The sequence below is a fragment of the Marinobacter sp. 1_MG-2023 genome (assembly GCF_030549045.1).
Classification (GTDB): Bacteria; Pseudomonadota; Gammaproteobacteria; order Pseudomonadales; family Oleiphilaceae; genus Marinobacter.
On the sequence record NZ_JAUOST010000011.1, the window covers coordinates 44,873 to 69,535 of the forward strand.

At 54.8% G+C, this 24,663-nt stretch carries 23 protein-coding genes; 13 read left to right on the forward strand and 10 right to left on the reverse strand.

Annotated features, from left to right (window positions below):
• Positions 1–17: 17 nt before the first annotated feature.
• Genes rsxC through metG form a run of 4 tightly spaced genes read right to left on the reverse strand, consistent with a single transcriptional unit; the run spans position 18 to position 5,118 of the window.
• On the reverse strand, positions 18–1,856 hold the full coding sequence (gene rsxC / locus Q4606_RS18005; RefSeq protein ID WP_303608339.1) for an electron transport complex subunit RsxC: 1,839 nt from the start codon (positions 1,854–1,856) through the stop codon (positions 18–20).
• The gene (gene rsxB / locus Q4606_RS18010; RefSeq protein ID WP_303608340.1) at positions 1,856–2,428 is read right to left on the reverse strand and encodes an electron transport complex subunit RsxB; all 573 of its coding nucleotides are present in this window, start codon (positions 2,426–2,428) and stop codon (positions 1,856–1,858) included. Before rsxB ends, rsxC begins: the two co-directional genes overlap by 1 nt.
• 15 nt (positions 2,429–2,443) lie before the next feature.
• On the reverse strand, positions 2,444–3,025 hold the full coding sequence (gene rsxA, locus Q4606_RS18015; protein ID WP_303597598.1) for an electron transport complex subunit RsxA: 582 nt from the start codon (positions 3,023–3,025) through the stop codon (positions 2,444–2,446).
• Positions 3,026–3,078: 53 nt separating this feature from the next.
• The gene (gene metG, locus Q4606_RS18020; RefSeq protein WP_303608341.1) at positions 3,079–5,118 is read right to left on the reverse strand and encodes a methionine--tRNA ligase; all 2,040 of its coding nucleotides are present in this window, start codon (positions 5,116–5,118) and stop codon (positions 3,079–3,081) included.
• A gap of 138 nt (positions 5,119–5,256) precedes the next feature.
• Between metG and apbC the strand changes: the two genes are divergently transcribed.
• From apbC to Q4606_RS18040, 4 genes are all read left to right on the forward strand, one after another.
• Positions 5,257–6,357: an iron-sulfur cluster carrier protein ApbC gene (gene apbC, locus Q4606_RS18025; RefSeq protein ID WP_303608342.1), complete on the forward strand. Its 1,101-nt coding sequence runs from the start codon at positions 5,257–5,259 to the stop codon at positions 6,355–6,357.
• 243 nt (positions 6,358–6,600) lie between these two features.
• On the forward strand, positions 6,601–7,167 hold the full coding sequence (gene dcd, locus Q4606_RS18030) for a dCTP deaminase (protein WP_303597601.1): 567 nt from the start codon (positions 6,601–6,603) through the stop codon (positions 7,165–7,167).
• Positions 7,164–7,763, forward strand: a complete 600-nt coding sequence (locus tag Q4606_RS18035; protein ID WP_303597602.1) for a YjaG family protein — start codon at positions 7,164–7,166, stop codon at positions 7,761–7,763. Before dcd ends, Q4606_RS18035 begins: the two co-directional genes overlap by 4 nt.
• A 29-nt stretch (positions 7,764–7,792) precedes the next feature.
• Complete coding sequence (locus Q4606_RS18040) at positions 7,793–9,073, forward strand: valine--pyruvate transaminase (RefSeq protein ID WP_303608343.1); 1,281 nt, start codon at positions 7,793–7,795, stop codon at positions 9,071–9,073.
• Here the strand turns inward: Q4606_RS18040 and Q4606_RS18045 are convergent.
• From Q4606_RS18045 to purM, 3 genes are all read right to left on the reverse strand, one after another.
• Complete coding sequence (locus Q4606_RS18045) at positions 9,070–9,822, reverse strand: DUF3108 domain-containing protein (protein ID WP_303608344.1); 753 nt, start codon at positions 9,820–9,822, stop codon at positions 9,070–9,072. The genes Q4606_RS18040 and Q4606_RS18045 overlap by 4 nt on opposite strands.
• A gap of 81 nt (positions 9,823–9,903) precedes the next feature.
• Positions 9,904–10,566 carry a phosphoribosylglycinamide formyltransferase gene (purN, locus tag Q4606_RS18050; protein ID WP_303608345.1) on the reverse strand — a complete coding sequence of 221 codons (663 nt, stop codon included), beginning with the start codon at positions 10,564–10,566 and terminating at the stop codon, positions 9,904–9,906.
• Positions 10,563–11,627, reverse strand: coding sequence for a phosphoribosylformylglycinamidine cyclo-ligase (purM, locus tag Q4606_RS18055; RefSeq protein WP_303608346.1), 1,065 nt, complete (start codon positions 11,625–11,627; stop codon positions 10,563–10,565). The genes purN and purM overlap by 4 nt, the downstream gene beginning before the upstream one ends.
• Before the next feature lie 211 nt (positions 11,628–11,838).
• Here purM and Q4606_RS18060 point away from each other — a divergent pair, with 211 nt between their 5' ends.
• From Q4606_RS18060 to Q4606_RS18080, 5 genes are all read left to right on the forward strand, one after another.
• On the forward strand, positions 11,839–13,161 hold the full coding sequence (locus Q4606_RS18060) for a DUF2066 domain-containing protein (RefSeq protein WP_303608347.1): 1,323 nt from the start codon (positions 11,839–11,841) through the stop codon (positions 13,159–13,161).
• 21 nt (positions 13,162–13,182) lie between these two features.
• A complete protein-coding gene (locus Q4606_RS18065; RefSeq protein ID WP_303608348.1) occupies positions 13,183–13,743 on the forward strand; it encodes a CDP-alcohol phosphatidyltransferase family protein in 561 nt (186 codons plus the stop codon).
• On the forward strand, positions 13,740–14,438 hold the full coding sequence (gene hda / locus Q4606_RS18070) for a DnaA regulatory inactivator Hda (RefSeq protein WP_303597609.1): 699 nt from the start codon (positions 13,740–13,742) through the stop codon (positions 14,436–14,438). The genes Q4606_RS18065 and hda overlap by 4 nt, the downstream gene beginning before the upstream one ends.
• A 69-nt stretch (positions 14,439–14,507) precedes the next feature.
• On the forward strand, positions 14,508–15,305 hold the full coding sequence (locus Q4606_RS18075; RefSeq protein WP_303597610.1) for a ParA family protein: 798 nt from the start codon (positions 14,508–14,510) through the stop codon (positions 15,303–15,305).
• Between the two features lie 11 nt (positions 15,306–15,316).
• Entirely contained in the window at positions 15,317–15,652 is a 336-nt protein-coding gene (locus Q4606_RS18080; RefSeq protein ID WP_303597611.1) for a YqcC family protein, read from the forward strand.
• Between the two features lies 1 nt (position 15,653).
• On the opposite strand, the gene nadC is transcribed toward Q4606_RS18080, so the two are convergent.
• Positions 15,654–16,493, reverse strand: coding sequence for a carboxylating nicotinate-nucleotide diphosphorylase (gene nadC, locus Q4606_RS18085; RefSeq protein ID WP_303608349.1), 840 nt, complete (start codon positions 16,491–16,493; stop codon positions 15,654–15,656).
• A gap of 235 nt (positions 16,494–16,728) precedes the next feature.
• Between nadC and Q4606_RS18090 the strand changes: the two genes are divergently transcribed.
• From Q4606_RS18090 to Q4606_RS18105, 4 genes are all read left to right on the forward strand, one after another.
• Positions 16,729–19,035, forward strand: a complete 2,307-nt coding sequence (locus Q4606_RS18090; RefSeq protein ID WP_303608350.1) for a DUF1631 domain-containing protein — start codon at positions 16,729–16,731, stop codon at positions 19,033–19,035.
• A gap of 72 nt (positions 19,036–19,107) precedes the next feature.
• Positions 19,108–19,734: a 1,6-anhydro-N-acetylmuramyl-L-alanine amidase AmpD gene (ampD, locus tag Q4606_RS18095; RefSeq protein ID WP_303608351.1), complete on the forward strand. Its 627-nt coding sequence runs from the start codon at positions 19,108–19,110 to the stop codon at positions 19,732–19,734.
• Positions 19,735–19,758: 24 nt separating this feature from the next.
• A complete protein-coding gene (gene ampE, locus Q4606_RS18100) occupies positions 19,759–20,646 on the forward strand; it encodes a regulatory signaling modulator protein AmpE (RefSeq protein ID WP_303597615.1) in 888 nt (295 codons plus the stop codon).
• A gap of 99 nt (positions 20,647–20,745) precedes the next feature.
• Entirely contained in the window at positions 20,746–22,776 is a 2,031-nt protein-coding gene (locus tag Q4606_RS18105) for a methyl-accepting chemotaxis protein (RefSeq protein ID WP_303608352.1), read from the forward strand.
• Positions 22,777–22,966: 190 nt separating this feature from the next.
• Here the strand turns inward: Q4606_RS18105 and Q4606_RS18110 are convergent, their stop codons facing one another.
• Both Q4606_RS18110 and Q4606_RS18115 read right to left on the reverse strand, forming a co-directional pair.
• Entirely contained in the window at positions 22,967–23,524 is a 558-nt protein-coding gene (locus Q4606_RS18110; protein WP_303608353.1) for a cob(I)yrinic acid a,c-diamide adenosyltransferase, read from the reverse strand.
• Between the two features lie 38 nt (positions 23,525–23,562).
• Entirely contained in the window at positions 23,563–24,663 is a 1,101-nt protein-coding gene (locus Q4606_RS18115) for a 2-dehydropantoate 2-reductase (protein ID WP_303608354.1), read from the reverse strand.

Sequence of the window (24,663 nt, forward strand, 5' to 3'; positions counted from 1 at the left end):
ATCGGGCCTGATTCGGGTTATTCGATGGACTGGGATTCGGATTGGGTTGTAGGCACTTTGCGAGCGTCCGCCAGAGCTTCTTCTGCCCGTTTTACCCTGTCATGATTCTTGGTGACCGCACGCTCCAGTTTTTCCACGTTGTCTGCTTGCTGCGCCTTTGCCTCTTCGAGCATCGCCTGCATGGTTTCCAGCTTGGACTGTGCCTGAGCCAACTGTTTCTCCAGTGCTTCTGTGTCTGGCTTTTCCAGGGGCGGGGTCGCTGGCACAGTTGCCTGGGCTTTTGCAGCTTCGCTACTGGCCTTTTTACGCGCCAAAGCCTGCTCAACCAGTGCGGAGCCTGCTGCGCGCTCGTCGACAGCTTTCCCGTTGGCAGCAGCCTGCTCAGCTTCAGCTTTCTTTTTGGCCTGGGCTTCTGCAGCGGCTTTTGCACGCTCCTTACGCCGCAACTCTTTATCCAGCTGCTCTCGTTCAAGCCGTTCCTGGCGGGCCTCAAACCGTTCTCTGGCCCGGTCGGCTTTAAGCTGTTCGGCGCGCTGAACTCGAATCTCGCCCTTGGCGTAGCGATAGTATTGTACAAGTGGAATCGAGCTTGGGCACACATAGGAGCAGGCCCCACACTCAATACAGTCGAACAGGTTCAGGTGCTCCGCTTTTTCAAATTCTGCGGCTTTTGCATGCCAGAATAATTGTTGCGGTAGCAGTTCCATGGGACAAACTTCCGCACACTGTCCGCAGCGGATGCAGGCCTGTTCGGGTGGTGGCGCGGGCAGCTCGCTTGAGGTTGCCGCAATAATGCAGTTGCTGGTTTTGATAATCGGCACTGCCGTGGTCGCCAGGGTGTAACCCATCATGGGTCCGCCAAGAACCAGGCGGCTGACACGGTCATTTTGCAGTCCTGCGTGTTCGAGAAGATAGTCCACCGGCGTACCCAGCAAAACATCAAAATTGCCTGGTTTTTTTAGCGCCTCGCCGGTCAGAGTGACTATGCGTTCGATCAGCGGCGTACCTTCAAAGATGGCCCGGGAAACCGCAACGGCTGTTCCTATGTTCTGGCACATGACGCCAATATCGGCCGGAATACCACCACTGGGAACTTCCATCCCGGTCAGAATCTGGATCAACTGCTTTTCGCCGCCTGACGGGTATTTGGTCGGGATGACGGCGATTTCAATTTTGGTGCCTCGGGTGGCTTCATGCAGAACAGCTGCAGCCTCCGGCTTGTTATCTTCAATCCCGATAACGCAGCGTTCGGGGCGCAGAATCCAGGCCATTATCTTGAGCCCGGCAATAACTTCATGCGCTCTTTCTCGCATGGTCATGTCGTCGGCAGTAATGTAGGGCTCACATTCAGCGCCGTTGAGGATCAGTGTGTCGACCTTGCGATCCCGGCTTGGCTTCAGTTTGATGTCTGTCGGAAAACCAGCACCACCCATACCTGATATACCGGCTGAGTGAATTGCGTCCAGAACCTGGTCCCGGTCGAGTTTGCGATAGTCGCTAAGCGGGTAACGCTCGCACCACTCATCCTTGCCGTCCGGCTTCAGAACGATGCATTTGTCTGTCATGCCAGACGGATGTGGTACTGGGCGGTCACCGATGTTTTCAATCACACCGGACGTGGGTGCATGCACGGGGACACCCATACCGTGGCTGACATCGGCTATCTTCTGGCCTTTCAGTACCCGGTCACCCACCGCGACAATGGGTTCGGCGGGTTCCCCAATGTGTTGTTGCAGAGGCAGCACCAGTTGCCCGGGGACGCCAGCGTGCTGAATGGCACGGGTGGTTGAAAGCTTCTTGCGCTCTGCAGGATGAACACCGCCACTGAAATCCCAAAGCTTGATCGTAGAGGGCATCAGGCGTGGGCCTCCTGCCGGTCTGTTGCAATAATTTCGGGTGCAGGCTGTGTCCAGCCCCTGATATCGGGTTCAATGATGATCATATCAATGCAGTCAACAGGGCAGGGCTCCACGCACAGATCACAGCCTGTGCATTCACTTTCAATGACTGTGTGCATATGTTTTGCAGCACCCAGAATAGCGTCCACCGGGCAGGCCTGGATGCATTTGGTGCAGCCAATGCATTCATCTTCCCGTATCACAGCAACGCGCTTCGCTTGTTCTACGCCGTGTTCGGCATCCAGCGGCTGGGGCTCTACATCCAGCAAATCTGCCAGCGCTTTGATCGTGGACTCACCGCCAGGAGGGCACTTGTTGATGGCACCACCCTCGGCAATAGATTCGGCATAGGGGCGGCAGCCGGGAAACCCGCATTGGCCGCACTGGGTCTGCGGCAGCAAGGCATCAATCTGTTCCACCAGAGGGTTACCTTCAACCCGGAAGCGCTCAGAGGCAAAGCCCAGCAAGCCCCCGAAAACCAGAGCGAGGGCAAGCAGAACCAGAACGGCGATCAGAATGCCTGTCCACATAAAAGCGCGCCTCCGTTAAACGCTGACCAGGCCGGTAAAGCCCAGAAACGCCAGTGACATCAACCCTGCGGTGACCATGCCAATGGCTGCACCCCGGAAGGAAAGGGGTACGTCTGCAACGGCAATGCGCTCGCGCATTGCGGCGAACAGTACGAGTACCAGGGAAAAACCAGCGGCAGCGCCAAAGCCGTAGAGTACTGATTCAACGAAGTTGTTGTTTTTATTCAGGTTAAGAAGTGCGACGCCAAGTACGGCGCAGTTGGTGGTGATCAGAGGAAGAAAAATGCCCAGCACACGATAGAGCAGTGGGCTGGTTTTGCGAACCACCATCTCTGTGAATTGAACGACTACGGCAATTACAAGGATGAAGGTGATGGTTTTCAGAAACGCCAGGTCCAGAGGTTCCAGCAGGTAGGTGTAGGCAAGATAACTGCAGACGGATGACAGGGTCAGCACAAAGGTTGTGGCCAGGGACATGCCCATAGCCGTTTCCAGTTTGCCTGAAACCCCCATGAAGGGGCACAGGCCAAGAAACTGGACTAACACGAAGTTGTTCACCAGGATGGTGCTGACCAATATCAGTAAATACTCTGTCATCGTTACATCGTCATCATCATTTCACCATCGGGGCGTGGCGCCTCGATCCATGTTTACATCACCCGCATGCCAGGGGTCGCGCCTGAATCCGGAGAGAGAATAAAGATATCCTTGCCGCCTGGGCCTGCCGCCAGAACCATGCCCTCAGACATGCCGAACTTCATATTCCGGGGTTTGAGGTTGGCGACCATCACCGTAAGACGGCCTTCAAGATCCTCAGGGTTGTAGGCTGACTTGATACCAGCAAACACGTTGCGTTCGCCATGCCCCAGGTCAAGGGTCAGGCGGAGAAGCTTGTCTGCGCCTTCAACATGCTCTGCTTTGACTATTTTAACGACTCGAAGATCCACTTTCGCGAAATCATCAAATTCAATTTCGGCAGCAATCGCTTCGCTCTTTTCGGGCGCTGAGGCTGAGGGCTTTCCAGTGGCTGCAGGCATTTCCTCTTTGGATGCATCCAGCATTTTTTCAATCTGCGCCATGTCCACACGATTCATCAGCGGCTTGAACTTGTTGATGCTGTGGTTCTCCAGCCTTGCACCGCGATCGTTCCAGTCCAGCTTCGTGTTCAGGAAGTCTTCGGAGGCCCTGGCAGTCTCTGGGAGCACAGGAGCAAGGTAAATCATCAACAGGTGGAACATGTTGAGGGCATTGGTACAGATGGCCTGCAACTGTTCATCCTGGCCTTCTTGTTTGGCAATAACCCAGGGCTGTTCATCGTTTACATATTGATTGGCGATATCGGCCAACTCCATGATGCGGCGCATTGCACGGCCGAATTCCCGGGCCTCATAGAAAGACTCAAGTTCCGTGCCGGCATCAATAAACTCTTTCAGTTTGTCGTGTTCGGTCACTTCGCCAAGCTTTCCATCAAAGCGCTTGGTAATGAAGCCCGCGCTACGACTGGCAATGTTGACCACCTTGCCTACCAAATCCGAATTAACCCTGGCAGCAAAGTCCTCCAGGTTCAGGTCCATGTCGTCCACGCCACCGGTTAGTTTGGCGGCAAAGTAGTAACGCAGATATTCCGGGTTCAGGTGGTCCAGATAGGTCCGAGCCATAATGAAGGTGCCCCGGGACTTGGACATCTTTTTGCCGTTGACCGTCACGAATCCGTGGGCCCATACGGCCGTTGGCGTGCGGAAGCCCGCGTCATGCAGCATCGCTGGCCAGAACAGAGCGTGGAAGTTAATGATGTCCTTGCCGATAAAATGATAAACCTCGGCGGTGGAGTCGACCTTCCAGAAGTGCTCGAAATCTATATCATCCCGGTTACACAGGTTTTTGAAGCTCGCCAGATAGCCAATGGGAGCGTCCAGCCACACATAGAAGAACTTACCGGGCGCATCGGGGATTTCAAAGCCGAAATAGGGCGCATCACGGCTGATGTCCCACTCCTGAAGGCCGGCGTCGAGCCACTCAGCCAGTTTGTTGGCTACTTGTGGCTGTAGCGCACCGCTGCGCGTCCACTTGGTCAGGAAGTCCGTAAACTCAGGCAGTTTGAAGAAGTAGTGCTCCGACTCCTTCTCGATCGGCGTAGCGCCGGAAACAGCAGAGCGCGGATTGATCAGCTCGGCAGGCGTGTAAGTTGCACCACAGACCTCGCAGTTGTCGCCATATTGATCGTCTGCTTTGCATTTCGGGCAGGTGCCTTTGATAAACCGGTCCGCAAGAAACATGTTTTTCTCGGGGTCAAAGGACTGAGTGATCATACGGGTCGCGATCTTGCCGTTCTTCTGCAACTGCCGATAGATGTATTCGGAAAAATAGCGATTCTCTTCCGAATGGGTGGTGTAGTAGTTATCAAAACGGATGTGAAAGCCGCTGAAATCCTGCTGGTGCTCCTCACGGATCCGGTCGATTAGCTGCTCGGGCGTAATGCCCTCCCGCTCGGCACGAAGCATGATGGCAGTGCCGTGGGCGTCATCTGCGCAAACGTAGTAGCAAGTGTGGCCTCGCATATTCTGATAGCGCACCCAGATATCAGTCTGGATGTATTCCAGCAGATGACCCAGGTGAATGGGGCCATTGGCGTAGGGCAGTGCGCTGGTAACCAGAATATCGCGCTGTTGCTTTGAACTCGCTTGCGTCATGGTGTGTCCAAACCTTTCATCGGATAAGGGTTGTATGGTCAGAAACGGGCACAGATGATACCTTTCAAGCAAATAATTTTCACCCGAAACACCTGTTTTCATGCTGAAAACCCGCATGAACTTATTCCGGAGAGCCAGATGACACAGATTTCAGAGCAGGCGCTGCAGGCGGCCGTTCGTGAATACCGAGATCCGTACCTGCAAAAGGATCTATACGACCTTGGTGCCGTTAAATCGCTGGCGGCCGACGAAGCAGGCCATGTGACCCTGATGATCGAGTTGCCTTATCCGTCAAAAGGCATTGCAGGCGGCCTGAAACAACTGGTTGCCAATGCGCTCGAAAGCGTTGACGGCGTCGAAAGTGCCGACGTACATGTGGCCCAAAAGATCCATTCTTATAAAGTTCAGAAAGACCTTCCGTCCGTTCCCGGTGTCAAAAACATCATAGCCGTCGCCTCCGGCAAAGGCGGCGTGGGCAAATCCACCACCGCCGTCAATCTCGCCCTGGCGCTGGAGGCAGAAGGCGCGCGGGTAGGTGTACTCGATGCCGACATCTATGGCCCCAGCATTGGCATGATGCTCGGCGTGCCCGAAAACAAACGCCCGGGTGTGCGGGAAGAAAAATACTTCCTGCCCATGGAGGCCCACGGCCTTCAGGCCATGTCCATGGCCTTCGTGACTACCGACAAAACCCCCATGGTCTGGCGCGGTCCCATGGTCAGCGGCGCGGTGATGCAATTGTTACAGCAAACACTGTGGGATGAACTCGACTACCTTATCGTTGATATGCCTCCGGGCACCGGCGACATCCAGCTTACCCTGGCCCAGAAAGTCCCTGTCACCGGCGCCGTAATCGTCACTACCCCTCAAGATATTGCCTTGCTTGACGGCAAACGCGGCATCGAAATGTTCCGCAAAGTCGAAATTCCCGTGCTTGGCGTTGTGGAAAACATGAGCGTCCACATCTGCAGTAACTGCGGCCATGAAGAACATCTGTTTGGTGACGGCGGTGGCGAGCGAATTGCCGACGAATATGAAACAACATTGCTCGGCCAATTGCCCCTGCACATGACTATCCGGGAGCAGACCGATGGCGGTAAACCCACGGTAGTGGCAGAGCCGGAGTCGGAAGTAGCGCTGCGCTACCGCGATATCGCTCGCCGGGTTGGTGCAGAGCTTTCGACAAGGGAGCGCAACCTCAGTGGCGCAATCTCTAGCGTGTCCGTGAAGTCGCATTAATTCAGAGCTGATTTGCGTGGCTGTCAGCACCCAGGCGCGTTCGCGGGCGCAGGAAAGGCGCTCCGAAAATGTCGTAGGCCAAGGACGGCCGGAGACAAGCGCACATGGATATGCTCGTAGCGGTTTTTGGAGCGCCTTTCCTGTGGCCGCAGCCACCGAAGTCAGGCAATCAAGAGCTTCGACAGAACCCGACCGAACAGGTAAACTACGCCCCAATTTTCCCAGTGGATACGAGACTTCGCCATGAGCATCAAAGCCGATAAGTGGATTCGCCGGATGTCTGAAGAGCACCGCATGATCGAACCCTTCGAAAGCGGTCAGGTTCGTGAAACTGAAAAAGGCCGGATTATCTCCTACGGCACTTCCAGTTACGGCTACGACGTACGCTGCAGCAACGAATTCAAAATCTTCACCAACGTACACTCCGTCACCGTTGACCCTAAAAACTTCGACGAAAAAAGCTTCGTGGACTTCACCGGCGACGTCTGCATCATCCCGCCGAACTCTTTTGCACTTGCACGTACCGTCGAGTACTTTCGCATCCCCCGCAGCGTTCTCACCGTATGCCTGGGTAAGTCCACCTACGCACGCTGCGGCATCATTGTAAATGTGACCCCGCTGGAGCCAGAGTGGGAAGGCCACGTAACCCTCGAGTTTTCCAACACCACCAACCTGCCGGCTAAAATTTACGCGAATGAAGGCATCGCCCAGATGCTATTCTTCGAGTCTGACGAAGTTTGTGAAACAAGCTACAAAGACCGGGGCGGTAAATATTTTGGCCAGACCGGCGTGACCCTTCCAAAAACATGAACGCCAACCAGTTTCTCAAAGCTGTTTCACAACTGCAGGGATGGCGTGAATGCGCCTTCCTGCTGGCTCTTGCCGAGCGTTCATTCCCGAATTATGCGCTGTTTGCCGAAGCGGTTGGTCTGAAAACCGGCGGCAAAATGCATCAGATTCTGGATCTTGCCTGGGGCACGCTCCAGGAAGATGTAACAGAAACAGCTATCCCGCAACTGCTGGCGAAACTCGAAACTCTGTCTCCGGATGTCGAAGCTTATGACGCTTATGGTGTTTACCCGGCGTTTGATTTTTGCCAGTTGCTGGAGCAGGCACTGCTGAATCGTCTGAACCCATCGAAACACCGGGCCACAGAAGCATCGCAGCTGGCGACCGCCACCGTTATGAGCTTTATAGAATTGTCTGAAGGTGAAGGGCTCGAAGAAGACGAGCTAGTGCGCTTGCTGGATTCTCATCCGCTGATGAAAGAAGACAAAACCTTCCAACGCGACCTGGTGCTGGCCCTCAAGCGCCAACGCACGCCACTGGAACTTTTTATCACCGAGCTCCGGGAAGACGCCGCAAACGAAGGCGTCAGCAATCTAGGTATCTCGCTGGGGGATTGAAGCCCCATTGATCACACGGACAAAACCCAATGAAGCTTTCTACTTTTGGTCGCAAATTTACCGCGGACGCTGGTATAACCTCGTTAATGGATGACCTGGGCAACGCAATGGCGTCTGGCGACGACATGATCATGATGGGCGGCGGCAACCCTGGACACATCCCTGAGATACAGAAACGGGTACAGCAAATTCTCGCTGACATGAGCCAGAGTGAAAGCGACGTTCGCCGGTTGGTTGGTATTTACGATCCCCCTCAAGGCGAAAAGCAGTTCATTGCTTCCCTTGCAGAGCTGCTAAGCCGCGAATACGGCTGGGATCTTAAGCCCGGTAATATTGCGCTCACCAATGGCAGCCAGGCGGCGTTCTTCATGTTGTTTAACATGTTCGGTGGCGATTACGGTGAAGGCCAGCGCAAGCACATATTGTTGCCACTGGCACCTGAGTATATCGGCTATGCAGATGCCGGTATCGAGCCGGGTCTGTTTTATGCTGTGCAGCCGGATATTTCGTTCACCGACGCCCACGAATTCAAGTATCGAGTGGATTTTGATGCGGTAGAAGTGACTGGAGAGACCGGTGCCATTTGCGTGTCCCGGCCGACCAACCCGACCGGCAACGTGGTTACCGATGAGGAAATGGCCCGGCTGGAACAGATGGCGCGCCAGCATGATGTGCCGCTGATCGTCGACGGGGCCTATGGCACGCCTTTCCCGAGCTTGTTGTTCGTGGATGCCAAACCCACCTGGAATGATCAGATTATCCTGTGCCTGAGCCTTTCCAAGCTTGGCTTGCCGGCAGCTCGAATAGGCATAGTGATTGCTGCCGAGCCGGTGATCAAAGCCTTGTCGGGCATTAACGCGATTATGAACCTGGCAACAGGAAGCTTCGGAGCCATGCTCGCCGAGCCGCTGGTGCGTTCTGGCGAGATCCTGTCGTTGAGCAGGGATGTGGTCTGTCCGTTTTACAAGAGAAAAATGGAGCTTGCTGTATCAGCCTTCCGTGAGGCTATGGGTGAGGACAGCTGCCGCTGGTACGTTCATAAGCCGGAAGGCGCGATGTTTCTGTGGCTATGGTTCCCCGATTTGCCCATTACCAGTCTTGAGCTTTACCAGCGGTTAAAAGCCCGGGGTGTGCTGGTGGTGTCGGGCCATTATTTCTTCCCGGGGCTACCGGAAAACGATGATTGGCGGCATCGCCACGAATGTCTGCGCGTAACCTATTCGCAGGATGATGAGCGTGTGGCGCAGGGGCTGCGAATTATTGCGGATGAGGTAAAGGCTGTTTGGGCAGAAGCGGATCGGGAGGTTTAATCTCCCAGATCCACGTCCTTGAGCTTGAGCTCGTAACGACTGCCATCGGGTTCGACCTGAAGCAGGCGAACCAGAAGGTATCTATTGTCCGGGTCGAACCACATCAGCGTTTCCCGCTGGGAATTTTCACGAATTTTTTCGGCTTTAAGGTAAGAGGACTGGTTGCCATCCGTGCGGCTGGCGTCATCACTCACCACCGAAAAGCGCTCGCTATCAACCCTGCCGCGGTCCACAACCTGGTATTCCATTTCCCGCTCGCCGCTCCGGATGTCCTGATGTAACTGGAGCTGGAAGCCAAGAGGGTCGAGGTTGCCTTCTGCCAACTCGATCCGGAAAGGCTTTTCACGGTACTCCCCTGTGGCGATTCCACTTTTCCAATCAAAATCGATGGACTGTTCTCTGTCTTTAATAAGGAATCCCGACAGGCGATAGCGGTATCTGAGTGGAATGACCTGGCCGTTTTCCCATTTGAAGATCAGAGATTCATCAATATCAGCAATGAACGAATTCACGTCCGTACGATATAGCCAGACCTCATTGCCTTGGGAGGTCAGGATGCGTTTGGCGGTGCCATTGAGGGACAGGCCTTTATCCAGTTCAGCATCAAAGCTCACCTCAAATGGAAACAAGCCCGGGCTCGTTTCGGCTTTTGCGGCCGTGCCCATGAGCAGTGCGATCATGGCCAAAAGCGGCAGAAATATCATCCGGCCTTTTGCGGGGGCGGGCATCGTCTGTCGTGCTGAATACATCTGGTTGACCTCCAATCCTTCATGAATGCTGAAAGTCTAGCGGCTCAGCGGGCATTACGGGGTGACAGTCTGGTAAGGCGCTTAATTGTCCGGGAGTCGCATTGGCGCCGCCAAAGCCTGACCATCGAACATTACCTGTTCTCCGCCCAGCTGAATCCTGCCTTCACAGAACCAGCGCACCACAATCGGGTATAGCAAATGCTCTTTGGCCTGAACTTTTTCAGCGAGGGTTTCTGCCGTATCCTCGGGTGACACCGCCACCTCGGCCTGAGCTATTACCGGCCCCCCGTCGAGTTCTTCGGTAACGAAGTGGATAGAAACCCCATGAGTGCGGTCGCCTGAATCCAGGGCTCTCTGGTGAGTGTTCAGCCCTGTGTATTTTGGCAGTAACGACGGATGGATGTTCACCAGTTTGCCACGAAACGCCCGAACGAAATCGGTTGTCAGGATTCTCATGAACCCGGCAAGTACGATCAGATCCGGGTTGTGGCGAAGGATGTGGGCCATGAGCGCTGCATCGAACTCTTCGCGGGAGCCGAAATTGTTGTGGTTAACGACAAACGTCTCGATGTTGGCCTGGCCAGCGCGTTCCAGTGCAAAAGCTTTGGGTTGGTTGCAGCCTAAAGCAATGATCTGGCCGGGAAAATCCCGTTCCCGGCTAGCGTCGATTAGCGCCTGAAAATTGGTTCCGCTACCTGAGGCCAGAACCAGAATTCGGGGAAGAGTCGGTTGATCGGCCTTCATGCTGAGAGCAGCCCCGGTGCGTAACGCACGACTGCATCTTTTCCGGAATCGTCCGCTCTTTCAATCTGGCCCACCTGCCAGGCTTTTTCACCGAGCGCCTTAAGAGTATCCAGAGCGAGATCTTTCTGATCCTCTGGTACACAAACGATCATGCCAATACCACAGTTAAATGTGCGGTACATTTCCTCACTGGCTACACCACCCGCGTCCTTCAGCCACTGAAATACCGGGGGCAGGTCCCAGCTATCGGTGTCTATGGCAGCTACCATGCCTTTCGGAAGGACTCTGGGAATGTTCTCCGGCAAACCACCACCGGTAATGTGAGAGAGTGCGCGCACATCAACTTCACGGATCAGTTGCAGCAGGTTTTTCACATAGATGCGGGTGGGTGCCATCAGGGCATTTGCCAGGGTAGAGTCACCAACAGGCTGCTCGAGATCGGCTTTGCTTACTTCGAGGATTTTACGGATCAGCGAGTAGCCGTTCGAGTGGGGCCCAGAAGATTCAATGGCCAGCAGGGCGTCGCCGGCTTGCACCTTGTTGCCATCGATGATTTCACTGCGTTCTGCAATGCCAACACAGAAACCGGCCAGATCGTAGTCGTCACCTTCATACATACCGGGCATTTCTGCGGTTTCACCACCTACCAATGAACAGCCAGCCTGCTCGCAGCCCTGACCAATACCTGCAACCACGTTCGCGGCTATATCTACATTGAGTTTGCCAGTGGCGTAGTAGTCGAGAAAGAACAAAGGTTCGGCGCCGCCGACAATAAGGTCGTTAACGCACATGGCCACGAGATCGATACCAATGCTGTCATGCTTGCCAAGCTGCATTGCCAACCGTAGCTTGGTGCCGACGCCATCGGTGCCCGATATAAGAACAGGTTCCTTGTATTCAGCCGGAATGGCCACCATGGCGCCGAAACCGCCAAGACCTCCCAGAACCTCGGGGCGTCGCGTGCGTGCGGCGGTTTCCTTGATACGGCTGACAAGTTCATTACCGGCATCAATATCGACGCCGGCATCGCGGTAGGTCAGGGAAGGCTTTTGTTCGCTCATGGTGTTCTTAACCGTTGGCCAGTGGGTCAGGCGGCGGATTTTAGCAGGTGCGGTGTAGGGCTCCAAGTGCAATCGCCGTGAGCGGCTGCTGATTCGTGTGGTAGTGCTCCCTCAGGCGGTCAAGATTGCATTTCTGAAACCTGGGCCGGCTACTAAGGCTCCGGGGCATGGTGTATCCTGTTCGCCATTAACGCGAACTGCAGGGTGTTTCATGCCAGTACCAGACCAGATCTCGGTTGTTAAGCCGACGCCAGCCGTATGGCTTGCCGTTTTTTGTGCGTTCATGTTGGCCTTCGTGCCGGCTCCCGCAACTGCTGTGACAGTGTCCGGCCTTTATTCGGTTGAAGTTCCGGTAGCCGGCTCCGGGCCGCGTGAGCTGGCCAAGGGGTATTCCGATGGACTGGCTCGGGTCTTTGTGCGGATTTCGGGCACCCGTGAGGTGCTTGCGCTGGACGGAGTGCAGGCTCTGCTCGAAGACGCGGAATCCTTGCTGCTGTCCTATCAAGTGCTTCGCGGCGCGAATGGCAATAGCCGGCTCAGCATGGCCTTCGGCGCTGTAGGCGTGAACCGGGCTCTGGCATCCGTTGATGCGCCGGTCTGGGGTGCAAATCGCCCTCTGACTCTTGCGTGGGTGGCAGTGGAAGATCGCGGCGTTCGCCAGCTGGTTACAGGTAATGGCAGCGGCCAGGCGGATCAGGGTGAAAGTGGCATATGGTCAGCGGCATTCGCCCGTGCTGCCCGGGAGCGGGGCTTGCCTGTAACACTGCCGCCAGAAGAGTTCAGTGGCAACCGCGAGTTGCTTTCCGATATCTGGGGGCAGTTCACAGGTCGAGTGCGTAATGCTTCAGAAGGTGTTGAACATGATGTACTCGCGCTGGTCCGAGTGAGCCGCTCTGGGGGGCAATGGCGTGCCGGTTGGGTATTTGAGGGGGCAAGCCTTAATGGTAGTGAGGAATCGGTCAGTGCTGCTAGCCGGGAAGCCCTGGCAGAGGCGCTGGTAAATCGCTGGGCGGAGCTGTATGCCGATCGTTATGCGGTTGCTGCCGGTGAAGTTGGAGACTTGCCGCGGGTTGATATTGTTTTACGCGGCGTAACGTCGGTTGCTGACTACGGAAACGCCAGCAAGGTGCTTGAGGGGCTGACTCCCGTTGTAAGTGTTGGTGCGTCGCGGGTTAAAGGCGAGCAACTAACGCTCAGAGTCGCGTTTTCCGGTGAGCTGGATCAGCTCAAAGAGTACATTGCGCTGGACTCCCGTTTTGTGCCGGTCGAGGGTGAGCCGCAGAATGCTCGTCCAGCCCGTGCGCAAGCCTCTGATGCTTCGACGAAACCAGCTCAGGTGGAGGTCGCGCCTGGCCAGCAAGAGGGTGCGCCGGAAGTCGAGGCGGGAACTGACTCATCCGGTCAGCCTGAATTTACCTACCAACCGTCTCCGGTGGATGAAGAAGAGGCAGAGCAGGCGTTTGAATCGCTTTACCAGCTTCTTTATTACCGCTGGCAGCCTGTGCCGGTTATCGGGAATGATGGCGGGCAGTAAGCCATTACCGGAGGGGGTTCGGTGAACTCATATGGCTGGCGGTGGATTCCTAACGTTCTGACGTTCGTGCGCATTCTGATGATCGCACCTTTCGCCAGGGCGTTGTTCGTGCAGGAATACCGTATCGCATTGATGATCTTCGCCGTCGCGTCGATTACGGATGGCCTGGATGGTTTTCTGGCACGACGCTTCAACTGGCGATCACGGTTTGGTGCTGTGGCAGACCCGCTGGCGGACAAAGCTCTACTGATTACGGCGTATCTGGTTCTTACCTACACCTCCGTGCTTCCACTATGGCTGTTTACCCTGGTGCTCGGCAGGGACCTTCTGATTGTCGGGGGCGCTCTCCTGTACCACTACTGTATCGGCCGTTTTGATATGGAACCTAGCGTACCCGGCAAATTGAATACGCTGGTTCAGGTTCTCGTGGCTCTTGGCATCATTGTTATTCTGGCGGGGTTGCCAGTGCAGCCGTTTTGGCTGGACGTTGGTGTCTGGCTGGTTGCGGTCTCCGCTATTGTCAGCGGGTCTCACTATGTATTGGTCTGGAGTATGCGGGCATGGAGGTCCCGGCAATCATGAATCCTTCCCAACTGGTCCTTGGTGTAAGGCTTCGGGACGATGCACGCTTTGACAATTTCCATGGTGATCGCAACAGGGATGCGTCACTGCGTTTATTGTCGGTGTTCAGAGAGCCTGCTGGTCTGCCGGTGGTTGTTGTCTGTGGTGATTCGGATACCGGCAAAAGCCACCTGCTTCAGGCAGCTTGCCATCATGCAGAGGCTGAGGGAAAAACGGCTGTCTGTATCAGCATTGCCGAGCTTGAACCCTTCGGGCCGGAAGCGCTTGGCGGGCTGGATGCCATGGATGTTGTGGCGCTTGATGATCTTGATAAGGTGGCAGGGAAAGCAGATTGGGAAGAAGCCGTGTTTCACCTGTACAACAGGCTGCACGATGGCAATCATATGCTGTTAGTAAGCCTGTCAGAAGTTCCCGGGTCCTTGCCTTTTGTCTTGCCGGACCTGGTTTCCCGCTTACATCACGGGTTGACTGTTCAGCTTGGAATATACCGTGATGATGACCGACTGAAAATTCTCATGGCGCGTGCTGAGCAACGTGGGCTGACAATGACGGAAGATGTCGCAGGCTTTATCATGCGACGTGCACCAAGGCGCCTTGGAGAGCTACTGGGTATTCTCGATACCCTGGATGAAAATTCATTGCAGGCCCAGCGCCGCCTCACCATTCCGTTCGTTAAAACGGTAATGCAGTGGTAGTGGCCATAGAACACAGATACAGCATATAAACGACCGGGCGCCGAATAAGGCGCCAAATGGAGAGACGACATGAGACGGGTAGTATTCAACCAGAAAGGTGGAGTAGGGAAGTCCAGTATTACCTGTAACCTGGCCGCTATCAGCGCAGCCCGAGGTAAACGCACGCTCGTGGTTGATCTGGATCCCCAGGGCAACTCGACGCATTATCTCCTGGGCAAACAGGCCAGTGAACTCAAGGACACTGTTGCAGATATGCTGGAGCAAACGGTTGCGTTCAAGGTATTCAACCGGCGCCCCGAGGAATTCGTACACGCAACGCCGTTCAAGAATCTTTTCGTTATGCCTTCGAGTCCGGAACTGGACTTTCTGGAGCGCAAGCTCGAAGCAAAGCATAAAATCTACAAGCTCCGGGAGGCGCTGAAAAAACTGGGCGAGTCCTTCGATGCCATTTACATTGATACGGCTCCCGCGCTCAACTTTTACACCCGCTCGGCGCTGATTGCGGCCCAGCGTTGCCTGATACCGTTCGACTGTGATGACTTTTCCCGCCAGGCGCTTTACAACATACTCAACGAAATCCGTGACCTGCAGGAAGATCATAATGATGAGCTGGTTGTAGAAGGTATTGTTGCGAATCAGTTTCAACCCCGTGCCAGCCTGCCCAAGCAGTTGGTCAAAGAGCTGATAGAGGAAGGTTTGCCGGTACTGCCAGTGAGGTTGTCCAGTTCAGTAAAAATGAAAGAGTCCCATCAGTGTCGCCAACCACTCATCCATATGGCGCCCAAACACCCGCTCACCAAACAGTTTGAAGACTTATATGGCGTATTGCATGGTGAAGCGATAGAACTTGAGCCACTGGCAGATTAAGAAAGGTTTGTATGAAAGATTCCGGTGACATAACAGGGCAGGTCGCTGACAGTCTTCTGGGTATCGAGATGGCGTTGCGTCAGCTCGGAATGTGGGAGGCGGAGCGTCCGCCTGAGGATGCGTTTGCGAGTTCAGAGCCGTTTTGCCTGGATACATTGGTGTTTACCCAGTGGCTCCAGTTTGTGTTTCTGGAGCGTATGAAACTGATTATTGAAAATTCTCACCCCTTGCCGTCGGTTTCCGGCATTGCACCCATGGCGGAAGAGTATTTTCGCGGTCGCCCCGAATCCGGCCAAGGCCTTATCCGGGAGCTTGAAGCGTTTGACCGCTTGCTGTCAGCGGAGTGAATCAGTCAAGGCGCATGGAGAGATCTACGGCTCTGACGTCTTTGGTCAGTGCGCCAATTGAAATATAGTCGACACCGGTTTCTGCGATGGGGACGAGCGTATCTGCGTAGATGCCTCCGGAAGCTTCCAGTTTCGCCTGTCCTTCGTTCAGTGCAACTGCCGCGTGCAAGTCATCCATGGAAAACTCGTCAAGCATGATGATGTCTGCGCCGGCACTGAGCGCCTGCTCCAGTTCTGCCATGTTTTCGGTTTCCACTTCCACTGGTTTGCCCGGAGCAATCCGGTGGGCTTCCGCGATAGCGGCAGCTATGGATCCGCATGCGGCTATGTGATTCTCCTTGATGAGGAAGGCGTCCCACAGGCCCATTCGATGGTTGTGACAGCCGCCGCAGGTGACAGCGTACTTCTGGGCAAGCCGCAATCCGGGCAGGGTTTTACGGGTGTCGAGCAGGCGTACGCCCGTGTGAGAAACACGCGCCGCATATCCAGCACAGTTCGTTGCAACTCCCGAAAGGGTCTGCAGCCAGTTCAGCGCAGCTCGTTCCGCCGTTAGCAGGCTTCTTGCGGTTCCTTGCATGCGGAACAGAACCTGGCCCGGAGAAACGGACTGGCCATCCTGAACCAGCCATTCAAGAGATACTGATCGATCCACCTGACGGAATACTTCGTTAACCCACTCACTCCCCGCTATGGTTGCCTGCTCCCGCGTAATGACGCGCCCGGACGCCTGTTTCGTCATCGGGATGAGCTGAGCCGTTATGTCGCCCTCGCCAATATCCTCGCGCAAGCTCAAAGCGACCGTCTCGATTCGTGACTGGCATAGGCGTTCAGTGAAGTTCATGGTATTGCATCCGCTTGTGTCAGGGGCTAAAGGGTTCTGTAATATTCCGGGGCCACGATTCTATAGTCCGCCAGTGATTTCGCCAAATTCTAAAGGAATTGTGACTTGAGTCCGGTCTACACAAAAGGTGACAATTTCTGACAGAAGGTGACGCGGCTTACTCGTATGATGTGTTATTAGAGTTGTTTAAAACCTATGGCCAGGCGCTTCACTCGTTCTGGTTCGGAGTTGTTCAATGAAGCTGGGTAACAAGGTTGTCAGTCTTTCTGGAGAGAGGCCGTTTTCGCGGTTTGATCTGCCGCCGGCCCTTGTTCGTCTGCGTGATACCTCAGGTCAGTCTCTGAAAGGTGTGCTTGGGCGCTTTTTCGAGCGTGCTGACGATGCTCTGTTTGAGCTCGCAGACCGTGCGGGCTCCAACAAAGATCAGACTGTCTATTTTGATGCCATGCGCGAGCTCAGGTTGCGGCGTAAGGCCATGGCTGTCTCGGTGCTGCAATACGTTAGCCAGGCTTTCAATGATATTGGCAAGTTCCGGCCCCGGCAATCCGGCGGGGCTCTGGATGAAGTTGACCAGGATTCACTGAGCCTTGTTGAGCATTCAGACCTAGAGCAGCAGGTGGCTATTGATAACCTCATCAATAAGCTTCGTAATCGTTACCAGAGCCCGATTCAACTTTTGTCCTTGCGGATTAATCACCTGGTTCCCAAGGTAGAGTTGGCTGATAACCAGATGCCTCTCAGCCCGGAAGTTATCTGCGGTGGCCTCGCGGAGGCCTGTGCTGATCTTGACATCGATATCCGCGCAAAACTGGTTGTGCTTAAACTGTTTGACCGCTTGTTGGCAGACACGCTCGGTGATTTTTATCAGGAGGCCAATCGCACACTGGTTTCGGAAGGTATATTGCCAGACGTCAAACGGCCACCGGTGCGCCCTGCGGCGGGTACCACTGGCGCAAGACCGTCAGCCTCCGCACCGGTACCTGCAAGCTCCGTTCCGCATGGGCCAACGGAAGAGCCGAGCAATCTCCAGAACAGTGGTTATGATCAGATACAGGGGGGTGTTTCCCATGCAACATTTTCCGAATTGAGCGCACTTCTGCACCAGAGAGGCAACTCCCATGGCACGGTCGATTCGGGTGCCGAAGGGGAAGTCTATCTTGATACCGAAAGGCTGATGGCTCGTCTCAGCGAGGCGCAGGCCTCCTGTGGCCAGTGGGAGGGTAATGAAGCCATCTCTCTTGACCATCAGCTAAAGTCCATTCTTCAGGCCGATAATGGGCAGGAAGCCAGCGTCGGCCAGGTTGATAATGATGTTATCAACCTGGTCTCTATGCTCTTCGACTTTATTCTAGAAGACCGCCAGTTGCACCCAGTGATGAAGGCGCTGATCGGGCGGCTGCAAATACCGGTTCTGAAGGTTGCATTGAGTGACAAAAACTTCTTTAACCGGGGTGGTCACCCAGTTCGCAAACTGCTCAACGAATTGGCTTTGTCAGCCATTGGCTGGAGCGAGAAGCGTGCCGGTCAGCGCGACCCGCTGCGTGAGAAAATAGAGTCGGTGGTTGATCGGGTACTGAGCGAATTTACAAATAATGTCTCGCTTTTTGACGAACTTCTGAAGGATTTTAGTCACTTTACAGATCTTGATCGTCGCCGTAGGGAGCTGGTAGAGCAGCGCCTGCGCGATGCCGAAGAGGGTCGGGCACGCCAGGAGCGAGCCTGTCAGGTTTCGGCATCATTGGTGAATGAGCTCACTATCGGAAGAGACGTTCCAGAGCCTGTTGTCCAGATGCTGAATGAAGCCTGGAAAAAGTACCTCCAATGGGTCTTGTTGCGTGAAGGTGAATCTGGTGAACGCTGGGCGGATGCACGTGAACTGACTGCTCATATTGTCTGGAGTGTTGACCCTCAGCCGGTTGAAGACTCAACCCGAAGCGAGCTTCTAAGGGCTATTCCGGCCATTGTCGACGATTTTCGCATGGCTCTTCAGGAAATTTCCTGGGATCCGTTTGCAACCGATACCGCCGTTCGGGATCTGGAGCTTGCACACGTCGACGTGTTTCAGCGTCTGGCTACTGCGCCATCCCAGCCTGATCCCGCAGTGGTTGAAGACAAGCCTCTAGCTGAAGCGAAAATTCTACGCGAGGAAAATCCCGAACCAGAAACTCCACTGGTTGAATCAACCGTGGTTGAGGCAGAGCCACCTGTGCTTTCGAAGCCTGTCGACGAAGCGCCCGCCCCGGAAGATGCAGAGGTGATCCCTGCGGAATGGCTGAATAAGGCAGACCGCCTCAGTGTTGGTGCCTGGGTTGAACTCACCCGTGACGAAACGAGGCACCGTTGCAAGCTGGCAGCCTTTATAAAAGCCACGGATAAATACATCTTTGTCAATCGCAGTGGAGCGAAGGTAGCCGAGTATCGTCGTCAGGAACTGGCAGCCGCCATGGCGAAGGGGGCCGTAATAATGCTGGATGACGGACTTATCTTCGACAGGGCGCTTGAATCGATCATCGATAACCTGCGCAGCAGCCGCAAGGATTGATCCGTGGCAACAGGGCCTGCTTTGTGATTCAATCAAACCACAATGTAATGCTCTGATAATTATGGATTCACCTTGCCCCATTCAGCCCCAGGCCATTCTGATTCGCCAGTTTCCGGCGAAGACATAAAAACACTCCGGGATACAGGGCGCCTTGCATCTGCCCGCTGGTGCCCGTCGCCCAATTACGGCGCCCGCCCTGAGGGCGCTGAGATAAGTCTGTTGGTCGTGCACAGTATCAGCCTTCCGCCTGGCCAGTTTGGCGGGAGTTACATCGAAGATTTTTTCACGAATTGCCTGAACCCCTCTGAGCATCCCTATTTTGCAACCATTGCCGATATGCATGTATCGGCCCACGCCCTGATCAGAAGGGATGGATCGGTCGTTCAGTTTGTCAGCTTGCTGGAGCGGGCCTGGCACGCTGGTCGCTCCTGTTTTCAGGGTGTGGATGAGTGCAACGACTTCTCCATTGGAATAGAACTTGAGGGGGCGGATGATGTTCCCTATACACCCGAGCAGTACGTTTCGCTGGCAGAACTCTCAACTGTTATCTGTTCAGCCTGGCCGGAAATTACCGATGATCGGATTACCGGGCACTGTGACATTGCTCCGGGCCGTAAGACGGATCCGGGGCCTGCATTTGACTGGCAATATTTCCGGGCTTCCCTGCAGGCGGTTCAGTCTCGCAGACGTCTTGGTTAACTGGCTCAAAAGGGAGCATTTTGGATGATTCTTGTGGTGTTTCTGGTTGCCTATTTCGTGCGGAGACGCCTTGATAATCTCAATGCCGTGTCCGCTGATGCGCTCTGGCGCCGCTGGTTTCATAGCGGAAGCAAAGTTGAAGCCGGCAAAGAATCAGGCATTTTGTCTGGTTTGTTTCTGGTGGGCGTGCCGGCACTGCTGGCGGCTTTGTGTGTCTATATTTCATCGTTATACGGATGGCGGATCGCTGCCTACCCACTCGAGATTTTTATTCTCGTATTAATGATGGGCATGCCAGGCTGGCGGCAGTCAATTGAATCCTATTCCGAGGCTTGGCAAAAGGGCGACATGCAAGCGGCCTGGCACCATATCCAGGAGCGGTTGCCAGCTGCTGAGCGTGGTGCGGCAGCGTCACCTGAGGTGATGCACCTTTCCCTGTCACGAGCCCTCATGATGGCTGCCTTTCAGCGCTTTTTCCTTGTCGCATTCTGGTATGTCGTGGGCGGCATCGGGTTGGCAATTTTCGTGCGGGGGCTGGTTGCGTTGGCGGAACAGTGGCCGCAGGCAGCTGCAAGACCGAGATATATCGAAATCTGTGAGTGGTTCAACTGGATACCTGCAAGGCTGCTCTCGATAACGTTTGGCATTGCCGGTGATCTCTCGGGGTGGCTGATAGAGGCCAGGCAAGCAATCGGAGGCATTACGAAAAGCACCTCGGAAGTGCTAATGATCTCCGCCAATGGGTCGTTAACCGGTTATGCACTTGATCCGGCAAGGTTCTCCCAGGTTCATGCAGATGAGTGGGCCACTTTTGGGGGACGTAGTCTGAATGCGGTGAGAGACTTGTTGAACCGAAGCATGTTGGTCTGGATCTGTGCATTGGCGTTGCTGGTTATTGCAGGGGTCGTCTGAAGGCTCAAGCGGCAAAAGAAAGTGCTCAAGTTATCGGATGTTCGGGCGATAAAAAAAGAACGTTAGTTCAGTTGTTGACGTTTCAAAGAGAGGGCCGATGTGAAGCAACTCATTAATCCTGCCGTAGCGCTGATGAACCGATTGCCGATGCTGTACAAGTTCAGCCTTATCAGTGTTCTGTTTCTTCTGCCGATTGGTGGGTTGTCCTGGTTAGTAATGACTGAGCTCAACCGCTCGGTTGCGACAATGACTCGCGGTGTAGAAGGCCTGGAGCAATTGCGTCAGATTGATCATCTTGTAGATGCATCCATGGACTACCGGGACTATCGCGCACCGGCGGTGGCTAAAAATGAAGACACCCTCATGGTCCGCTCAGATGAGGCAGCTGAAGATATTGCCTCCATTCTTGATAGCCTGGCGGCAGAGCCACGCTCGTTTGACGCGTCCGGGGCCTGGGCGGACCAGGTTGAGGCGCTACGGGATGACTGGCAAAGACTCCGTGCGGATGACAACTACCAGACCAACTTTGATCCTCAGTTCAAGTACTATCAGGAGTTTGTCCAGAAAGTTTTGGCACTCCTTCCCGCCACCATCGAAACCTCCGGGCTGGGCCATGGTGTATCGAGAGAGAACCTGCTTATTCTCGGGTTGATTCGCCAAACGCTGCCGGAAGCGCGCAGCGTGATCGGACAGGCCCGCTCCTATGGACTCTACGCATTGGTTGAAGGGCAGGTTGGTTATGCTCTTAGCGAAACTTTCAATGAGATTTATGACGGCCTCACCAACCGCAGCTCGCTCCTTTCTCCAGCTCTGATACTTGCTGCCGACGCATCTCCCGCACTGAACGCTGGCGCAGGCGATACGTTTCGAAAGGTTGATGAGAGCTTGTTGAACGTCCGCGAACTGCTTGATGTGAATATTATTACGCCCATGCGACTGGAGATGTCCTGGCAGGAGTATGACTCGCGTATCGTTGCGCAGTTGATGGGTTTTGGCGAGCTGAAATCCGCTGCGTTTGATGTGATAGAAAATAACCTGAATGCCAGCCTGGAACAGGAAGTCAGCCAGCGTCGCCTGATTGTGGTGGCGTTGATTGTGGTTCTGCTTATCGTTGTGTATCTCTATATCGGCTTTTTCATGTCTGTGCGCACGGCGATCAACCGGTTCAGTGAAGCAGCACGTAAGGTTGCCGCAGGGGATATGACCACCCGGATTTCACTTGATAACCGCGACGAACTTGGTGAACTGACCGGTGAATTCAACAACATGACGGATCGAATGGCTGACCTGATACGATCTGTAGGTCAGACGACCTCAGATGTTGACCAGCAGGCTGCGCGAGTCAAGGATACGGCCGCCTCCAACAGTGAGGCCGTGGCACGTCAAATGTCGGAGAGTGGCCAGATTAATGAAGCCATGAGCCAGATGGTTGAAGCTGTGAACGAGGTGACGGAAAGCGCCCATCGAGTTGCAGACAGTGCGTCAGCGGCTGAACAGGACACAGAAACCGGCCGCGGCGTCGTCTCGGATACCGTGGAAACCATCAACCGGCTGGCCACCGAAATTTCCAGTGCGGTGGATGTGATTAACCGGGTTAGCGAAGACAGCGACAACATCAGCCAGGTGCTGGTGGAGATCAAGGCAATAGCGGGACAGACCAACCTGCTGGCGCTCAACGCCGCGATTGAAGCGGCCCGGGCGGGTGAGCATGGGCGCGGGTTTGCGGTGGTTGCCGATGAAGTACGATCCTTGTCCCAGCGCACTCACAAGTCCACTGAAGAAATCGAGGGTATGATTTCCCAGCTCCAGAGCGGCGTGAAGGATGCTGTAGCGGCCATGACCAATAGCCGCGACGTCACCCAGACAACTGTCGAGAAATCCGGCGAAGTAACGGAAGCACTGAGCCGGATTGCCAAGGGTATTTCGGTCATCGTGGACATGAGTCATCAGATTGCCCAGGCTGCTGAAGAGCAATCAGCGGTATCTAAAGATGTGAATGCCAGTGTGGCCCACATTGGTGAGCTGGGTACATCGACGGCGGCTAATGCCGAAGAAACGCTGGCCTCATCGCGGCAGATGTCCGAGTTGACGGCTTCACTGCAGAGACTTGTTGAGGCGTTTAAAGTTTAAGGTCGAGTTGCCGCTGTGAGTGAGCTGAAGACAACTCCTCAGCTCGATGGCCCGGTAGCGTAAAGGCTCTAGAAACTGTGCGGAGCCATGGATGGCGGAGCCAAGCGTACATGGAGGTATTCACAGCGTGTTTCTGGAGCCTTTACGCTACCGGGCCCAGCTCCAAAGTCGTTTTCTGGCATTCTGAATGCTATAGGCCCGATTTCTTCTGGTCCCAAAGAATCTCTTCAGCGCCTTCCCGGCGCGCTAACACCCTCGAAGCTACAAACAACAGGTCTGATAGACGGTTAAGGTACTGGCGTGCCAGCAGGTTTATTGAATCCTCATGGCTGAGGGCCACCACCACACGCTCCGCGCGGCGGCAAACGGCACGGGCCAGGTGGCATTGGGCTGCGGCCGGGCTGCCGCCGGGCAGGATGAAATTTTTCAGGGGTGGCAAGGGTTCGTTCATATCATCCAGCAGGTTTTCCAGCCAACTGATGTGATCGTCGTTGATTGCCTTACTGCCAGGAATGGCAAACTCTCCGCCAAGATCAAACAGGTGATGCTGAATGCGGCGCAATGGCTCAAGCATTTCATCGTCGCTATCCAGAGTTTCAATCAGCAGGCCAATATGGCAATTCAGCTCATCGGCCATACCCATCGCCTCAACGCGCTGGGCATTTTTGGCAATGCGGTTGCCATCGGCCAGGCCGGTCGACCCGTCGTCACCGGTGCGGGTGTAAATCTTGGAAAGGCGATTGCCCATGAAGAGTGCTCCTGTTTAAAACCCATTTATTTAAAGCGTTACAAACCTTTTACTCGGTCGGTCAGCATTTGGTTTACCGGCGTGGCAATACCGTGGCGCTCTCCGCATTGCACAAGATAGCCATTGATAAAATCAATCTCGGTTTTACGCCCAGCTATAACGTCTGCGCGCATGGACGAAGTGTTGCCGGCTGTATTTCTCGCCACTTTCTCAATACGCTCCCGAAGGACCAACGGCGCTACCGCCTCCGAGGTTTCGGCCTGCAGCAGAAGAGATATCTCTGAACAAAGCCCGTCAACATTCTGTTGATAGAGTGGCGAGCCCAGAATATCGCCATTAGGGCAGTCGAGCAGGGCGGTAAACGGATTGATCCCCGCATTAACCACCAGCTTCTGCCAAAGCCGTTGCAGAATCTTGTCCTCAGCATGAACCCGCAAACCAGTTGCGGCCAACTGTTGAACAACATCTATTACATGTTCAGCCGCAGAAGCAGTAAGTGCACCTACCCAGGTGTCACCAGCCCCGGCATGAACCAGCACATCCTGCGATGGCCGGTTCGCCCCTTCGGTAGTGCTGGCCGCCAAAATCGGCCGTTGCGGCCAGCGCTCAGCAACTGCTTGCTGGCTACCTAAGCCATTCTGAAACAAAACCACGGGAGTATGTTCCGGAATATATGGTAGCCAGTCATTTAAAGCCGTAAGCGTATCTCCGGCTTTCGTTGTTACTACAAGCAGCTTTACGTTCTCAGTGGACTTGAGTGCTGGAATGCTAATAGGTTTTCGGGTTTGACCAGAACCCGGCGAAGCCTTCAGGAAGTTCCTCCCGAAACCTTGCGGAGCCATGGGTGGAGTGCGAGGCACTTCACGGGCAAGCCATGGACGGCTTGCCCTGGACCTTTGGCGCGACGCAGGAGCATTAGCGCCAAAGGGCGGAGCAGAGTTTACAAGGATGTATTCACAGCGTGTTTCGGGAGGAACTTCCTGAAGGCTGAAGCTTCTCCGAAGTTCACCACCAGAGAGCCGAGGCAAAAAGCCACATTGGCCAGGCGGCAAAAGGGCGGCCCAAAGCCGCCCCAAAGAACCCGCTCCAAGAATGGCAATCAACCCGCCACTCCCGGAACCCTCATCCGCAGACACCAT

What these genes read in the sequence shown, in the direction of transcription:
- nadC (WP_303608349.1), bottom strand. Translation starts at nt 16,493, where the DNA reads ATGAACTTCACTGAACGCCTATGCCAGTCACGAATCGAGACGGTCGCT.
- rsxB (WP_303608340.1), bottom strand. Translation starts at nt 2,428, where the DNA reads ATGTGGACAGGCATTCTGATCGCCGTTCTGGTTCTGCTTGCCCTCGCT.
- Q4606_RS18080 (WP_303597611.1), top strand. Translation starts at nt 15,317, where the DNA reads ATGAAAGATTCCGGTGACATAACAGGGCAGGTCGCTGACAGTCTTCTG.
- Q4606_RS18090 (WP_303608350.1), top strand. Translation starts at nt 16,729, where the DNA reads ATGAAGCTGGGTAACAAGGTTGTCAGTCTTTCTGGAGAGAGGCCGTTT.
- purN (WP_303608345.1), bottom strand. Translation starts at nt 10,566, where the DNA reads ATGAAGGCCGATCAACCGACTCTTCCCCGAATTCTGGTTCTGGCCTCA.
- Q4606_RS18115 (WP_303608354.1), bottom strand. Translation starts at nt 24,663, where the DNA reads ATGGTGTCTGCGGATGAGGGTTCCGGGAGTGGCGGGTTGATTGCCATT.
- Q4606_RS18035 (WP_303597602.1), top strand. Translation starts at nt 7,164, where the DNA reads ATGAACGCCAACCAGTTTCTCAAAGCTGTTTCACAACTGCAGGGATGG.
- Q4606_RS18045 (WP_303608344.1), bottom strand. Translation starts at nt 9,822, where the DNA reads ATGTATTCAGCACGACAGACGATGCCCGCCCCCGCAAAAGGCCGGATG.
- hda (WP_303597609.1), top strand. Translation starts at nt 13,740, where the DNA reads ATGAATCCTTCCCAACTGGTCCTTGGTGTAAGGCTTCGGGACGATGCA.
- metG (WP_303608341.1), bottom strand. Translation starts at nt 5,118, where the DNA reads ATGACGCAAGCGAGTTCAAAGCAACAGCGCGATATTCTGGTTACCAGC.
- Q4606_RS18040 (WP_303608343.1), top strand. Translation starts at nt 7,793, where the DNA reads ATGAAGCTTTCTACTTTTGGTCGCAAATTTACCGCGGACGCTGGTATA.
- Q4606_RS18060 (WP_303608347.1), top strand. Translation starts at nt 11,839, where the DNA reads ATGCCAGTACCAGACCAGATCTCGGTTGTTAAGCCGACGCCAGCCGTA.
- Q4606_RS18110 (WP_303608353.1), bottom strand. Translation starts at nt 23,524, where the DNA reads ATGGGCAATCGCCTTTCCAAGATTTACACCCGCACCGGTGACGACGGG.
- ampE (WP_303597615.1), top strand. Translation starts at nt 19,759, where the DNA reads ATGATTCTTGTGGTGTTTCTGGTTGCCTATTTCGTGCGGAGACGCCTT.
- apbC (WP_303608342.1), top strand. Translation starts at nt 5,257, where the DNA reads ATGACACAGATTTCAGAGCAGGCGCTGCAGGCGGCCGTTCGTGAATAC.
- dcd (WP_303597601.1), top strand. Translation starts at nt 6,601, where the DNA reads ATGAGCATCAAAGCCGATAAGTGGATTCGCCGGATGTCTGAAGAGCAC.
- purM (WP_303608346.1), bottom strand. Translation starts at nt 11,627, where the DNA reads ATGAGCGAACAAAAGCCTTCCCTGACCTACCGCGATGCCGGCGTCGAT.
- Q4606_RS18075 (WP_303597610.1), top strand. Translation starts at nt 14,508, where the DNA reads ATGAGACGGGTAGTATTCAACCAGAAAGGTGGAGTAGGGAAGTCCAGT.
- rsxA (WP_303597598.1), bottom strand. Translation starts at nt 3,025, where the DNA reads ATGACAGAGTATTTACTGATATTGGTCAGCACCATCCTGGTGAACAAC.
- rsxC (WP_303608339.1), bottom strand. Translation starts at nt 1,856, where the DNA reads ATGCCCTCTACGATCAAGCTTTGGGATTTCAGTGGCGGTGTTCATCCT.